Raw genomic sequence first — 14,833 nt, 5'->3', positions numbered from 1 at the left:
CCCGCCCGTCCACCCGGCCCATTGCCGCCCCACCCCCCTGCACATGGCCGCCCCAAGCCCTCCCAAAAGGCCCCCGCATCACCTACGACAAGGCCCCCGCATTTTTTATGCGGGGGCCTTGTCGTTGTGCGGTCAGCGGTTGATGACCGTGTGCGGATGCACGTACGGCACCTCGTCGGCAGGCACCGGGAACTCGGTGTCCTCGCCGTAGGGCGAGAGGCCACCGGAGCGGGTCGACGACAGCTCGGTGACCGCGTGGTCACCGTTGGCCAGCTTCGGCCAACCGTTGTCGACATAGGGTTTCTTCGATTTGTTCACCACGACCTCATTCTGGCATGGAACCGATCATCCGACGCGGCCCGGCAACGGGTGTTGTACGCGATCCAGCGGGCCGCGACGCCCGGCCGTACGCTGGACGGGATGACCACGACCGACGACGCGCCCCGGGCCGGGGACGATCACCCCGCAGCACCCGCCGGCCAGGGTTCGGCCGATGGCACGACGCTCGCCGACTGGCTCGCCGCCCGCACCGACGACGAGCTGGTGACGCTGCTCGAGCTGCGGCCCGATCTGGCCGTCCCGCTGCCGTCCTCGATGTCGGTGCTGGCCGCACGGGCCGAGCAGCGCGCCTCGGTGCTGCGCGCGACGGACGAACTCGACACGCTGGAATTCGCGGTCATCGAGACCCTCGCGGTGCACGGCGCCACCTACCCGGGCCGCCGGGCAACCCCGCTGCCCCGCACGCGCCTGCACGAGCTGCTGGGCGACCGCGTCTCGGCGGCGGCCATCGACGCCGCCGTCGCCCGCCTCACCGCCCGCGCCCTCGCCTGGGGTGCGGACGCGCTGTACCTGGCGGCCGCCGCCAAGGAGGCGCTGCCGTGGCCGCTGGGCAGCACCACCGAGATCCCGGACGCGCTCACCGAATCGGAAATCGTTGCCGCCCTCGGTGATATCGGCCCCGCCGAACGCAGCCTGCTCGACAAGCTGGCCACCACGGGCCCGCGCGGGCGCACCCGCGACGCCGCCCCCGACGCGCCGCCGGAGCGTCCCGTTCCCCGGCTGCTCGCCCTGCGGCTGCTGGACCGCGTCGACGACGAGACCGTCGAACTCCCGCCCGCCGTCGGCCAGGTGCTGCGCCGCGAACCGGTGACCGACCCGCACGCGCTGCAGCCGCCGCGGCCCGAACCGGACAGGCACACCGCCGCCGACAGCAATGCGGCCGCCGCCACCGAGGCGGGCGAGCTGCTGCGGCACTGCGCCGACATCATCGAGGTGCTCGAACAGGTGCCCGCGCCGGCCCTGCGGTCGGGCGGCCTGGGCGTGCGTGAACTGCGCCGCATCGCCAAGCAGACCGGTATCGACGAGTCGCGGGTGGCGATGCTGGCCGAGGTGCTGGCAGCGGCCCGCCTGCTGGACAAGGGAATTCCGGAACCGGCGCCGCAGTCCGACGCCGTCGACGACTTCTGGGCCCCGACGACGGCCGCGGACGGCTGGCTCGACGGGCCCGCCGCCCGGCGCTGGGTGGTGCTCGCCGCCGCGTGGCTCGAGCTGGACCGCTTCCCGTGGATGATCGGCCAGCGCGACGCCAACGACAAGCCGCTGGCGGCGCTGTCGCTGGAGCTGCGCAATCTGCACGCCGTGCGGGATCGGCGCGCCATCCTCGACCTGCTGGCCGAGCAGCCGACCGGCGCGGCGCTGACACCGTCCGATATCGCCCGGGTGCTGGCGTGGCGGCAACCGCGCTGGCGCAGGCACTTTCGCACCGATGCCGTGGAGCGCACGCTGGCGGAGGCGAATGCGCTCGGGCTGGTCGGCCGCGGCGCGATCACCTCGGCCGGACGGGCGCTGCTGCACGGCAGCCCCGACGGCGCCGAGGCGGAGATGGAGTCGGCGCTGCCGGATCCGGTGGACCACGTGCTGGTGCAGGCGGACCTCACCGTGGTGGCGCCGGGACCGCTGGTGCCGGACCTGCAGAGCCGCATCGCGCTGGTGGCCGACGTCGAATCCGCGGGCGCGGCAACGGTATACCGGATCGGCGAGTCGTCCGTGCGGCGCGCACTGGACGCGGGGATGACGGCCGCCGAACTGCATCAGCTGTTCTCCGCGCACTCGCGCACGCCGGTGCCGCAATCGCTGACCTATCTGATCGATGACGTCGCCCGACGGCACGGGCGGCTGCGCGTGGGCATGGCGCAATCGTTCGTCCGCAGCGAGGATCCGGCGCTGCTGGCCGAGGTACTGGCCACCCCGGTCGCCGGTCGGCTGGCGTTACGGGCGGTCGCGCCGACCGTGGCCGTCTCGCAGGCGCCGCTCGGCGAGGTGCTCGAACAGCTGCGGGCCGCGGGATTCACTCCGGCGGGCGAGGATTCATCCGGTGCCATCGTCGATCTGCGCCCGCGCGGCACCCGCATCCCGGCGCGACCCAACGCCCGGCAGTCGTGGCGCCCAACCCCGCCCAGCACCGAACAGCTGCGGCTGCTCGTCTCCGAACTGCGGGCGGGAGAGAAGGCGGCGCGGGCGCGGTCCGGGCAGGCGGTGCGCTCCGACGGCACCCGCACCAGCACCGCCGCCACCTTGGCGCTGCTACCGCTGGCGGTGGGGGTGGGGCGGGCGGTGCACATCGGCTACGTCGATGCCCAGGGCATCGCCACGCAGCGCATCGTGGAGCCGATGAAGGTCGCGGGCGGGCAGCTCGACGCGCTGGACCCGGTCACCGGCGCCGTCCGGCACTTCATGCTGCACCGCATCGCGTCGGTGGCGCTGGTGGATCAGTGAGTCCGGCTCAGCCCTTCGGATTCTCCAGGCAGAACGTGGTTTCGGGATCGGAGAGCAGCAGGAACGTCGCATCGGCCGCGCACAGCGACTCGTCGGAGCGGCCGTCGATCCGGGCCGCCACCCGGACCGTCGCCTCGGGTGCCGCGCAGTCGGCGTAGGCGAATCCCGTGTCCCGGTCCCGGTGGTAGCAGCTGCCCTGCTTGAGGTTCGGGGCCAGGCACAGGAATGCGGTGGTCCCGCCGTGGAAGGTCTCCTCGTAGGAGGAGTATTCGGTGCCGCAGTCCCGCTTGGTCTCCGAGGCCGACATCACCGTGTAGACGGCCCGTTCGGACGAGCAGTCGACCGGCTCGGTCCGGGAGGCGGTCACCGAGCCCTCGCGGACATCGATGCACTGCCCCGTCTGCGCCCGGGCGGTGTCGGATTTGCTCGCGCTCTGCATGACCGAGCATCCGGCCAGGGCCACCGGCAGCAGTAGCGCCGAGACGAGGCGAGCGCCTGCGGTTCCCATACGCCGACAACCTTCTCACACGGGTCAGTGGAAGATGCCCAAGCCGTACATCGCCAGCAGGTTGAAGTTCAGGATGCGGGGTAGGAATCCGGTCAGCAGTTGAAATCCGAGAAGGTTCACCAGGGGGCCTTTCACATTCCGCCCGCACCACATGCGCGGTTCGTGATCTTACGTCGACATCGCGGGTTCGATCGTTACGCTCGGCAGCATGACGCTCGAGGAGGTCACCGACCGGCTCTACGCGCTCGACCCCGCCGAGTTCGTCGCGGCCCGCGATGAGCAGGTCAAAGCGGCGCGCGCGAGCGGCGACAAGCAACTGGCGACGGCGATCGGCAAGCTGCGGCGGCCGACCGTGGCGGCGTGGGCGGTGAACCTGCTCGCCCGCGAGGCCCCCGACGAGGTCGGGTCGCTGCTGGAGCTCGGCGCCGCCCTGCAGGACGCGCAGCGACGGCTGTCCGGGGATCAGCTGCGCAGCCTGACCACCCAGCGGCAGCAGGTGGTGAATGCGCTGGCGCGCAAGGCCGGTCAGCTCGCGGCCGACCACGAACGCACCCTCGGCGAGGGCGTGCTGCGCGAGGTCGGGCAGACGCTGCACGCGGCGCTCGCCGATCCGGACGTGGCCGAACAGGTGCGGACCGGCACGCTGACCACGGCGGCCAACTACGAGGGCTTCGGGCCCGAGGGCCCGGCGCTGGCGGCGGTGCCGGATGCGGCGCCCGCCGCGAAAAAGCCTGCCCCGGAGCGTAAGTCGGCCGAGGACCGAACCGAGGCGGCCAGGCAGGAACTCGACGACGCCCTGGAGGCGCTCGAATCCGCCCGGGAGGCAAAGGCTTCCGCACAGTCCGGCCTCGACGACGCCACGACCCGCCTACAGGAGGCCGACGACCGCATCACCGCCCTGCGCGCCGAACTCGAACGCGCCGAGGAACAGCGCCGCTTCGCCTCCGCGAGCGAACGCTCCGCCCAGGAGGCCCTACACAAGGCCGAACGCCAACTGGACCGCGTGGACCGCTGGGTAGAGAAAGCGCGATCCCGCGTACCGGAAGAGTAAGGGAAGCCCAGCCGCTGTTCCGCCACGCGCCCTTGCGCAGCCATACCCACCACGCGCGCCCCTGCACAGCCACATCCACCACGCGCGCACCTTGCACAGCCACATCCACCACGCGCGCACCTTGCACAGCCACATCCACCACGCGCGCACCTTGCACAGCCACATCCACCACGCGCGCACCTGCGCAGCCACATCCACCACGCGCGCACCTTGCACAGCCACATCCACCACGCGCGCACCTTGCGCAGCCACATCCACCACGCGCGCACCTGCGCAGCCACATCCACCACGCGCGCACCTTGCGCAGCCATATCCACCATGCGCGCCCTGCTTCATCATTTTCCGGCATGCTTTTGGCCGGAATCCTCAGCCGCGCAGCGACCCCGGGTACAGGTACTCGTCCGACGGAATCTCGGTGCCGTCCAGCCAGGCCGCGAAGAATCCGGACAGGTCGGTCCCCGTCCTGGACTGCACGAAGTCGCGGAACTCCGGCATCGAGGCGTTGCCGTAGGCGTGCGACCGCACGAAGTGCGAGATCGCCGGGAAGAAGACATCGTCGCCGATCAGATGCCGCAGCGCGTGCAGGAACAGCGGGCCGCGATAGTAGACTGCGGTGAATTCCTTTCCGGCACCGGGGTTTTGCAGGCGCGTGTTCCACCGTTCGGGCTTGTCGCGGAACTTCGCCACGGTCGCGCGGTACTGCGCGTCGACATCCTCGCCCTCCTTGCGCTCCGGCCACAGGTAGTCGGCGGTGTAGCTGGCGAAACACTCGTTGAGGCAGACGTCGGACCACTGCCGCACCGAGAGCGAGTCGCCCCACCACTGATGGGCGTTCTCGTGGACGAGGGTGTTGAGATCGGTCCAGGGCGCGTAGATCGGCCGGGTCTGGGTCTCCAGCGAGATGTTCAGGTCGGTATCGATGTAGATGCCACCGGCGCTCTCGAACGGGTAGGGGCCGTACAGGGATTCGAGGAAGTCGAGCACCTCAGGCAGGCGTTCCTCGAGCTCCCGGTGCCGCACGGCGTCCGGGGCGAAGGCGCTGACGAGCGGGGTGCCGTCGGCCCGGCGCTGCTCCAGGAATTCGAACCGGTCGATGGCGAGCGTGGTGAGGTATCCCAGCGTGGGATGCCGCGAGGCCCACTGCACCGTCCGGTTCGGGCCCGCCACCTCGTCGCGCACCTTCAGCCCGTTCGACACGACCTCCCACTCCTGCGGCACCGTCACGGTCACATCGAATGTGGCCTTGTCCAACGGAGTGTCGTTGAGCGGGTACCAGGTTGTGGCCGAATGCGGTTCGCCCGCAACGAAAGCGCCGCCGCTGGGCGAGAGGGACCAGCCGGATCCCGGGGTATCGCCCTGGGTTCCGGCGTATTCGACGGTCACGGTGAACGGCAGTCCGGGCAGCACCGGCACCGCCGGGGTCACGGTCAGCTTGTGCTCGCCCTCGCGGGCGAATCCGGCCGGGAGGTTGTTCACCGCGATCTTCGATACCTCCGGGCCCGCGAAATCCAGGGAGAACATCCGCAACGCCTGCGTCGCAACCGCATTCACCCGCGCGGTTCCCGCCAGTCGGCGGCTGGGCGGGTCGTAGTCGAGCGCGAGCGCGTAGTGGTCGACCTGGTATCCGCCGTTGCCGTCCTCGGGGTAGTAAGGGTCGCCGAGCCCGGAGGCGCCGACGAGCGGATCGGCCGCGGCCCGCGCCGACGCGGGCGCGGGCTGCCCGTACACCGGCGCCGCCACCGCGCCCGCGACCACCAGACCGGCGGCGAGGCAGCGCATCCAGTTGTGTGAAGCCATGCAGCGAGCCACCTTTCCGGCACGGGCGTGCCGACCGTCGCTCGATGCTAGTGGGATCAGTGGCTGGTGCCCGAGACCGCCACGCTCGCGCCCATGCCGATGATCATGACGCCACCCGCGCCGCCGACCGCCTCCAGCCGCCGCGGCGAGCGGGCGAACCAGTCGCGGGCGGTACCGGCCAGCAGCGCCCACAGGCTGTCGGACACCAGCGCGATCAACAGGAAGACGACGCCGAGGATCAGCATCTGCAGGGGGATCGGACCCGCGGCCGGATCGACGAACTGCGGCAGCACGGCCGAGAAGAAGATGATCGCCTTCGGATTCGTCACACCCACCAGGAAGCCCTGCCGGAACACCCGCCGATTCCGCGTGGGCTGCCGGGCCACGTTCGACATCGCCTCGCGCAGCGACCGCCGTTCCCGAATGGACTGCACGCCGAGGTAGATCAGATACAGCGCGCCGGTGAACTTGACGATGTTCAGCGCGATCGACGACGCCGCCACCAGCGTGCCGAGACCGGCCGCCACCAGGGTCAGCACCACCTGCACGCCGCAGGAATGGCCGAGCACGGAGATCAGTGCCGCGCGCTTGCCGTCGGTGAGGGCGCGGCCGATGGTGAACAGCACGCCGGGACCGGGGATGACGATGAGGACGGTCGCGGCGACCAGGAACGTCAGCAGATTGGTGAGCGGTGGCACCAAGTCAGTCTATTGAGGGCCGCAACTCCTCGAAACCGAATTCGATCAGCCCCGAAGCTCCTCCGGCAACTGCTGCGGATCCAGCAGCAGCCGCTTGGAATCCACACGCCGCACCTTCTCGGCCAGGGCGAGATTGTCGGTCAGCAGCTTCCACTCGACATCGCTGATCGCCGCCCGGGCCCGGTCGATCACCCCCGTGTCGCGGGTGCCCCACGCGATCGGCATGGCGCTGACCGGCTGGCGCAGATCGCCGACCGAGCGCGGGGCACGATCGGCGCGCACCGTGACCGACGGAACCTGCTCGCCCGGCCACTGCCGATGACCGGGGAGCGCCCGCACCACCCGGGTGATCAGCGCGTAGCGCGGGTCGCAGCCGGGCTTGGCGATATTGACCAGCGCCAGCAGGGTCACGCCGCGGGAATGCTTGTCCGACACCACCGCCGGGACCAGGTCGCCCTCGGCGTACAGCTTTTCGATGCGGGAGCGGTACGGCGTCCACACCGCCACGAACAACGCGATGATGGTGCCCAGCGCGAAGGCCACCGCGAGCAGGAACGAGTACGGGTGGCTCAGCCAGATCAGGCCCGCGGTGCCCAGCCCGAGCACGATCGCCGCGGCGAATCCCAGGATGCGCAGCCGGCGGATGGATGCGAGCACTTCGTTCACCGCTCGCGCGTGTTCGCGGTCCACTGCGAATTCGAAGCGTCGCACGTCTCAGTCCTAACCGTATGCGGAGGCCGTCTCTCCGGTAAACAGTCTACGGGGACGCGGCCTGCTGTTATCCGATCGCCGGGCCCAGCAGGTCGTCCGCGTCGGTGATGCGGTACGCGTATCCCTGTTCGGCAAGGAAACGCTGCCGGTGCGCGGCGTATTCGGCGTCCAGGGTGTCACGCGCGACGACGGAATAGAAGTGTGCCTGGCCACCGTCGTGTTTGGGGCGCAGCAGCCGCCCGAGCCGCTGCGCCTCCTCCTGGCGGGAGCCGAAGGTGCCCGAAACCTGCACCGCCACAGAGGCTTCCGGCAGATCGATGGAGAAGTTGGCGACCTTGCTCACCACCAGTACCGGAATCTCGCCGTTGCGGAACGCGTCGAACAGCGCCTCGCGCTCCTTGTTGCGGGTGGAGCCCTGGATGACCGGGGCGTTCAGGTGTTCGCCCAATTCGTCCAGCTGGTCCAGGTAGGCGCCGATGACCAGGGTGGGCGCGTCCTTGTGCTGGGCCAGAATCGACTCGACCACCGGGAGTTTCGTGCGGGCGGTGGAGCACAGCTTGTAGCGCTCGTCCGGTTCGGCGGTGGCGTAGGTCATGCGCTCGGCGTCGGTGAGGGTCACCCGCACCTCGACGCAGTCGGCGGGGGCGATCCAGCCCTGCGCCTCGATGTCCTTCCACGGCGCGTCGTAGCGCTTGGGGCCGATCAGCGAGAACACATCGCCCTCGCGGCCGTCCTCGCGCACCAGGGTGGCCGTCAGGCCCAGGCGGCGCCGCGACTGCAGGTCGGCCGTCATCCGGAAGACCGGCGCGGGCAGCAGATGCACCTCGTCGTAGATGACCAGGCCCCAGTCGCGGCTGTCGAACAGCTCCAGATGCTTGTACTCGCCCTTGGTCTTGCGCGTGATCACCTGATACGTGGCGATGGTGACCGGCCGGACCTCCTTGCGCTCGCCGGAGTACTCGCCGATCTCCTCCTCGGTGAGCGAGGTGCGCGCCAGCAGCTCGCGCTTCCACTGCCGACCGGCCACGGTGTTGGTGACCAGGATCAGCGTGGTGGCCCCGGCCTTGGCCATCGCGGCCGCGCCGACCATGGTCTTACCGGCGCCACACGGCAGCACCACCACGCCCGAGCCGCCCGCCCAGAACGACTGTGCCGCCATCTCCTGGTAGTCGCGCAGCTGCCACTCGTGGGTGTCGAAGTCCAGCTCGATCGCGTGCGCCTCGCCGTCGACGTAGCCCGCCAGGTCCTCGGCGGGCCAGCCGATCTTGAGCAGCATCTGCTTGATGCGCCCGCGCTCGGACGGATGCACGGCCACCGTGTCGTCGTCGATGCGGGCGCCGAGCATCGGCTGGATCTTCTTGTGCCGCAGCACCTCCTCCAGCACCGCCCGGTCCAGGCTCACCAGCACCAGCCCGTGCGCCGGGTGCTTGACCAGCTGCAACCGACCGTAGCGGGCCATGGTGTCGACGATGTCGACCAGCAGCGGCTGCGGCACCGCATACCGCGAGTAGTTGACCAGCGCATCGACCACCTGCTCGGCATCGTGCCCCGCCGCCCGCGCATTCCACAGCGCCAGCGGCGTCACCCGATAGGTGTGCACATGCTCGGGCGCACGCTCCAACTCCGCGAACGGCGCGATGGCCTGCCGCGCGGCATCGGCCTGCTCATGCTCGACCTCGAGCAGCAGGGTCTTGTCGCTCTGGACGATGAGCGGTCCGTCGGTCACGGCGCCTCCTGGGGTTGCGGGCCGTGGTCCATTGTTCCCGATCGGACCGACACGACCGCGTGAGCTGTCTCATTGTTCACCGCGGGCGCAGCTCGCGGCCGGAAACGGGTGGGTCGGACCACCGCACCGAGTCGATCAGACCCCCTCCGGCCACCCGCCGCTCGGACCCGGTGGATCGGTGGCCAGGCGACCGGCGACCCACACGTTGCGGCGGCGGCCGCGCTGCTCGGCGCCCAGCCGCAGCAGCCCCTCGTAGCGGAAGCCGGTCCGCCGCGCGACGGCGGCCGAGGCGTGGTTGCCGACCATGGCCCGCCACTCGATGCGCACCAGCCCCAGCCCGTCGGACCGGAACCCGTAGTCGCAGGCCAGCCGCACCGCCCGCGTCGCCAGGCCCCGCCCCCGCACCCGCGGGCTCAGCCAGTAGCCGATCTCGGCGGCCGCACTCTCCTGGCCGCCGTGATGCATGACGCCCGTCACGCCGATCATGCCGACGACCGGCCCGTCCGCCGACTCGCGCACCGCCCAGGTCGGGCGCCGCGCGGCCCAGCCCGGCGCCACGATCTCGGCGAGGAACATCTCCGCGTGCTCGCGCCGGTACGGCACGGGAATGGTGGTCCACTCCCCGATCGACGGCTCCTGGCAGCACGCCACGATGGTGTCGATATCGGCGTCGGTGGGCCGCGAGAGCCAGACCGTGCTGTCACTGAGCCTGGTGTCCGTCATGGCGCCATGCTGTCACGGAGCCCACGCCCGAGCCCACCGCTTTTCCTTGCCGGGACCGCTGGTCGGGACGATATCGGCGCGACCGTAGAATCCCGACAATGGTTGCCGCTCTGCTCGCCGATCTCTTCGAATCCCACCGGGCGCACCTGCTCTCGGTGGCCTATCGGCTGACCGGCAGCGTGGCCGACGCCGAGGACGCGGTGCAGGAGAGCTGGCTGCGGCTGGCCACCGCGCGGCAGTCCGAGATCGAGGATCTGCGCGCCTGGCTGACCACCGTGGTCAGCCGAATCTGCCTGGACCGCCTGCGTAGCGCGGCCGTGCGGCGCGAAACCTATGTCGGGGAATGGCTACCGGAGCCGGTGGTGACCTCCACCAAGCCGTCGCAGCTCCCCGATCCGCTGGAAGCCGTTGTCCGCAAGCAGGACTGCCGCCTCGCCGCACTGGTGGTCCTGGATACGCTGACCCCGCCGCAGCGCGTGGCCTTCGTCCTGCACGACGGCTTCTCGGTGCCGTTCGACGAGATAGCCGCCATCCTCGACATCTCCCCCGAGGCGGCCCGGCAGCTGGCGACCAGGGCCCGCAAATCCGTTGCGCGCCAGCCGGAACCGGTCTCCGACGCCGAGCACAACGCCGCGGTGCAGAAGCTGCTGGAGGCGCTGTACTCCGGTGATCTGCGGTCGGTGGTGGCCGCCCTGCACCCGGATGCCGTCTTCACCGCCGACGCCGGCGGCACGACCCGCACCGCGATCAGGACCATCGTGGGCGCGGACAAGATCGCCCGCCTGATCCTGGGCCTGCAGCGCATGTACGGCCACGACCTGATCGGCCCGGACGAGGTGGGCTTCGAATTCGTCAACGTGAACGGGCAATTGGGCGCGCTGCTGCCCGAACGCGCACCGCGCGACGGCATTCCGGGCACACCCGAACGCGTCGTCGGATTCACCGTCAGGGACGGATTGATCTGGGGCACCTACGATCTGGCCAATCCGGAGAAGCTGCGCGGCATCCGGTTGCCGTGACCCGGCGGGCTAACCGCCGATCCTGCCCGACATGTCGTACTGCTGATACAGCTGGGCCGCGTTCTCCTTGGTGACCTGCGTGGTGCCGAGTACCTGCTTCTTCTCCACCGGCTGCCTGCGCTGCAACTTCACCAGGGTGTCCACGGCCTGTTCGGCGCCGGTCGGGTAGACGTAGGTGGTGAGCAGCTGCCCGTTCTGCACGGCGCGGATGCCGCCGGTCGGAATGGCCAGCCCGTCGATGCCGATGATCGGCATGCCCGCGCGCCCCGCGCCCTGCGCGGCCAGCTGGGCACCCAGCGCCATATCGTCGTTGTGCGCGTAGACCAGATCGATCTTGCCGCCCTTGGACAGCCACTGCTGCATCACCGCGGTGGCATTGGCCTTGAGCCACTTGGCTTCCTGCTGTTCGGTGATGGTGATGTCGTGCCCGGCGATGGCGTCGCGGAAGCCCTGGTCCCGATCGATCTGCGGTTGCGAGGACAGGATTCCGCGCAGCTCGGCGACATTGCCCCCGCCGGGCAGCGCCCGCACCGCGGCCTCGCCCGCCAGCTTGCCGATGACGTAGTTGTCGCCGCCGATGAAGGCGCTGTAGCAGTCGGTGTTGACACTGCGGTCCAGGATGATCACCGGAATGCCCGCGGCACACGCCTGCTGCACGGCGGCGGTCAGCGGCGCCGGTTCGTTCGGCGAGACGACCAGCGCGTCGACCTTCTGCTGCACGAAGTTCTGCACATGGCTCACCTGGGTCGCGCTGTCCTGGTGGGCATCGGTGATGGGCAGCAGTTTCAGCTCCGGATGCTGTTTGACGAAGTACTGCAGCTGCAGGTTCAGCTGTGCCCGATACGGTTCGGCGTTGTTGGACTGGGAGTAGCCGACGACGAACTGGTCGTCGGAGGATTCGGGCGCGTTGGCCGCGCAGCCCGCGCCGAGTACGGCGACGGCGCTCAAAGCCAGTGCCGGAAGGGCGATTCGGCGGAGAGAAGGCATGGTGACTCCTGGTGATTGCGGTGATTCCGGCCGGGCGATCGCGACCGGGCGACGGGCGGCATCAGGCGCCGCCGGACGAACGCGGGCGGGCCAACCGCGACGTCAGGTCGCGGAGGCTGCCGAAGAAGCCGGGCCGCTGCAGCACCACGGCGACCACGACGATCAGGCCCTTGATGATCAGCTGCGCATTGGAACCCACGGCATTGAGCCCGAGCACGTTGTCGAGCAGGGTGAGGATCAGCGCCCCGATGAAGGTGCCGGTGATGGTGCCCTTACCGCCGGCCAGGCTGGCACCGCCGATCACGGCGGCCGCGATGGCGTCCAGCTCGTAGCCGGTACCGGCCAGCGGATCGGCCGAGGCGCTGTAGGCGGCGTCGATCGACCCGGCGAACCCGGCCAGCATCCCCGACAGCGTGAACACCGCGACGATGACGAGCGTGACATTGACCCCGGAAAGCCTTGCCGCCGTGGGATTTCCGCCGACGGCATAGATATGCCTGCCGAACCGCGTCTTGGCCAGCACCAGCTGGAAGACGATGCACACAACGACGAAAGCCACTACCGGATAGGCGATTCCGGCCGTGCCGAAGCCGGGCAGCCAGGTGCCCTGGAACAGGGTGTGCCCCGGCGTGCCGAGCAGCGCGAACTGCGACGCCTCCGGCGTCAGGCGCCCGGCGTCGTCCAGCACCGCGGTGCCGACCGCGACATTGTCCGATATCTGCCGGTCGATGCCGCGCACGATCGACAGCATCGCCAGCGTCATCACGAACGACTGGATGTGCAGCACGGTGGTGCCGAGGCCGTTGCACAGCCCGAAGAACGCGCCCACCAGGGCACAGGCGGGCACGATGAGCCACGGTGGGAGTTCCTGGTGCACCAGCAGCATGGCGGCCGTCATCGACCCGATGCCCAGGACCGATCCGACGGACAGATCGATTCCGGCGGTGAGGATTACGAGCGTGACGCCCACGGCGAGGATGCCGCGCGAGGAGAAGGCCGCGATCGCATTGGTGAGGTTCTCCTGGTTCCAGAAGTATTGCCCCTTGGTGGCGATGCCGAACGCGATCACCAGCAGCAGGCCGATATAGCCCTGGGCCGCACCGAGATACGGCACCAGGCGGGTCAGGTGCAGTCGGGCGCGGGCCGCGGCGGACCGTGGTTCCTCGGGCGGGTTCGCGGTCGGGACGGTCATCGAAGATCCTGTGTCGCAGTGCCGTTCGGGGGCCGGGTGGCGGGCTCGCGGGCCATCGCGGCGGCCAGGATCGCCTCCTGGTCGAAGGGGTCGCCGCGCGCGGGATCGCGGTGGAATTCGCCGGTGACGCGGCCCTCGCAGAGCACCAGGATGCGGTCGCACATGCCGATCAGCTCGGGGAGTTCGGACGACACCGCGAGGATGGCCGCGCCGCGCCCGGCCAGCTGATCCATCAACGCGTGCACCTCCGCCTTCGCGCCCACGTCGATACCGCGGGTGGGCTCGTCCATCAGCAGCACCGACGGCTTGGTGAGCAGGCACTTGGCCAGCACGACCTTCTGCTGGTTGCCGCCGGACAGCGTCGCGACGGCCACCGTCGCCGAGGCGGCCCGCACCCGCAGCTCGGTCAGCTGCGCGGCGACCGCGGCCCGTTCCCGCCGGGCATCGACCGTGCGCCACGGCCGCAGATACCGCCGCAGCGCGGCCAGGGAAGCGTTGAACCGCACGGTATTTCCCAGGACCAGGCTCTGCGCCTTGCGATCCTCGGCGACCAGCGCCAAGCCGCGGGAGATCGCATGGCGCGGGGTGCTCGGCCGGTACCCGCGGCCGTTCACGCGGACGCTGCCGCCGACGCCGCCGCCCGCGCCGTACAGCGCCTCGAGCACCTCGCTGCGCCCGGCGCCCATCAGCCCGGCCAGGCCCACGATCTCGCCCTCGGCGACCTCGAACGAGATATCCCGCAGCGCAACGGCATCCGAGCCGCGCACGGGCGTCGTCGACAAGCCCTCGACCTGTAGGCGGGGGCGGCCGCCCGCGTGCTGCTCGGCCCGGCGCGGAAACAACTCGTCCAGCGGGCGGCCGACCATCAGCCCGATCAGCTCGGCACGACCGGCGGGCCGCCGTGCCGCCTCCGGTCCCGTCGTTCGGACCGCGCTCGGCCGCAGTGGACGGCGGCCGACGTGGGCGCCGTCGCGCAGCACCACCACGGTGTCGGCGATCTGCTCGAGTTCCTCGATCCGGTGCGAGATGTAGACGACGCCGACCCCCTGACCGGTCAGCGTGCGGATGACCGTGAACAAACGCTGCGTCTCCGCCTCGGCGAGCGCGGAGGTGGGCTCGTCCATCACCAGCACCCGGAGCCGGTGGTTGAGGGCCTTGGCGACCTCGATGAGCTGCTGTTCGGCCAGGCGGCAACGCCGCACCAGCCGACGCGGCGGCAGCCCCAGCCCGATCCGGGCGAGCAGTTCGCGGGTGCGGGCATCCATCGTCCGGCGATCCAATGTGCCCCGCGCCGTGCGCAATTCCTGGCCCAGGAAGATGTTGTCGGCGATCGACAGCTCGGGCACCAGGTTCAACTCCTGGTGGATCATCGCCACGCCGTGCCGGGCCGCATCCTTGGGCGAGCGGAAATGCACTGGGCTGCCGTCGATTTCGATGTGACCCGCATCCGGGGTGTGCACCCCGGCGAGCACGTTCATCAGCGTCGACTTACCGGCGCCGTTCTCACCGAGCAGCGCCAGCACCTCGCCGCTGTGCAGCGCCAGCTCGACCCCGCGCAGCGCCCGCACGCCCGGAAATTCCTTGACGATCCCGCCCATGGTGAGCAGCACCGGGCGCTGCTCGGTATCGGTGCCGGTCATCGGATC

At 70.3% G+C, this 14,833-nt stretch carries 13 protein-coding genes; 3 read left to right on the top strand and 10 right to left on the bottom strand.

All coding sequences use genetic code 11. From position 1 onward, the window contains the following. Positions 1 to 132 precede the first annotated feature (132 nt). The gene (locus QH290_RS14135; protein ID WP_280269576.1) at positions 133 to 321 is read right to left on the bottom strand and encodes a hypothetical protein; all 189 of its coding nucleotides are present in this window, start codon (positions 319 to 321) and stop codon (positions 133 to 135) included. A gap of 99 nt (positions 322 to 420) precedes the next feature. Between QH290_RS14135 and QH290_RS14130 the strand changes: the two genes are divergently transcribed. Further along, positions 421 to 2,775 (top strand): helicase-associated domain-containing protein, encoded by a 2,355-nt coding sequence (locus QH290_RS14130; RefSeq protein WP_280383232.1) that lies wholly within the window; start codon positions 421 to 423, stop codon positions 2,773 to 2,775. A 7-nt stretch (positions 2,776 to 2,782) separates the two neighbouring features. Here QH290_RS14130 and QH290_RS14125 read toward each other — a convergent pair whose 3' ends face one another. After that, positions 2,783 to 3,283: an LppU/SCO3897 family protein gene (locus QH290_RS14125; protein ID WP_280383231.1), complete on the bottom strand. Its 501-nt coding sequence runs from the start codon at positions 3,281 to 3,283 to the stop codon at positions 2,783 to 2,785. 208 nt (positions 3,284 to 3,491) lie between these two features. Between QH290_RS14125 and QH290_RS14120 the strand changes: the two genes are divergently transcribed. After that, on the top strand, positions 3,492 to 4,334 hold the full coding sequence (locus QH290_RS14120) for a hypothetical protein (RefSeq protein WP_280269579.1): 843 nt from the start codon (positions 3,492 to 3,494) through the stop codon (positions 4,332 to 4,334). Between the two features lie 366 nt (positions 4,335 to 4,700). Here the strand turns inward: QH290_RS14120 and QH290_RS14115 are convergent, their stop codons facing one another. The 5 genes from QH290_RS14115 to QH290_RS14095 form a co-directional block, all read right to left on the bottom strand. Beyond that, entirely contained in the window at positions 4,701 to 6,131 is a 1,431-nt protein-coding gene (locus QH290_RS14115) for a M1 family metallopeptidase (protein WP_280383230.1), read from the bottom strand. 56 nt (positions 6,132 to 6,187) lie between these two features. Beyond that, a complete protein-coding gene (locus tag QH290_RS14110) occupies positions 6,188 to 6,829 on the bottom strand; it encodes a LysE family translocator (RefSeq protein WP_425301884.1) in 642 nt (213 codons plus the stop codon). A gap of 45 nt (positions 6,830 to 6,874) precedes the next feature. Further along, entirely contained in the window at positions 6,875 to 7,540 is a 666-nt protein-coding gene (locus QH290_RS14105) for a DUF3239 domain-containing protein (RefSeq protein ID WP_280269582.1), read from the bottom strand. Positions 7,541 to 7,607: 67 nt separating this feature from the next. Beyond that, on the bottom strand, positions 7,608 to 9,266 hold the full coding sequence (locus QH290_RS14100) for a DNA repair helicase XPB (RefSeq protein ID WP_280269583.1): 1,659 nt from the start codon (positions 9,264 to 9,266) through the stop codon (positions 7,608 to 7,610). A gap of 135 nt (positions 9,267 to 9,401) precedes the next feature. After that, positions 9,402 to 9,989 (bottom strand): GNAT family N-acetyltransferase, encoded by a 588-nt coding sequence (locus tag QH290_RS14095; protein ID WP_280383229.1) that lies wholly within the window; start codon positions 9,987 to 9,989, stop codon positions 9,402 to 9,404. 98 nt (positions 9,990 to 10,087) lie between these two features. On the opposite strand from QH290_RS14095, the gene QH290_RS14090 reads away from it, so the two are divergent. After that, on the top strand, positions 10,088 to 11,008 hold the full coding sequence (locus tag QH290_RS14090) for a sigma-70 family RNA polymerase sigma factor (protein WP_280269585.1): 921 nt from the start codon (positions 10,088 to 10,090) through the stop codon (positions 11,006 to 11,008). Between the two features lie 9 nt (positions 11,009 to 11,017). Here the strand turns inward: QH290_RS14090 and QH290_RS14085 are convergent, their stop codons facing one another. The 3 genes from QH290_RS14085 to QH290_RS14075 all read right to left on the bottom strand — a co-directional run bounded on the left by QH290_RS14085 (position 11,018) and on the right by QH290_RS14075 (position 14,827). Further along, the gene (locus QH290_RS14085) at positions 11,018 to 11,995 is read right to left on the bottom strand and encodes a substrate-binding domain-containing protein (RefSeq protein ID WP_280269586.1); all 978 of its coding nucleotides are present in this window, start codon (positions 11,993 to 11,995) and stop codon (positions 11,018 to 11,020) included. A gap of 61 nt (positions 11,996 to 12,056) precedes the next feature. Next, complete coding sequence (locus tag QH290_RS14080) at positions 12,057 to 13,187, bottom strand: ABC transporter permease (protein WP_280383228.1); 1,131 nt, start codon at positions 13,185 to 13,187, stop codon at positions 12,057 to 12,059. Then, positions 13,184 to 14,827, bottom strand: a complete 1,644-nt coding sequence (locus tag QH290_RS14075; RefSeq protein ID WP_280383227.1) for a sugar ABC transporter ATP-binding protein — start codon at positions 14,825 to 14,827, stop codon at positions 13,184 to 13,186. The genes QH290_RS14080 and QH290_RS14075 overlap by 4 nt, the downstream gene beginning before the upstream one ends. Positions 14,828 to 14,833 lie beyond the last annotated feature (6 nt).

This window comes from Nocardia wallacei (assembly GCF_029869545.1).
In the GTDB taxonomy this organism is placed as follows: domain Bacteria; phylum Actinomycetota; class Actinomycetes; order Mycobacteriales; family Mycobacteriaceae; genus Nocardia; species Nocardia wallacei_A.
The sequence above is the reverse complement of the archived record's forward strand: the minus strand, read 5'-3'. Positions and strand labels throughout refer to the sequence as shown.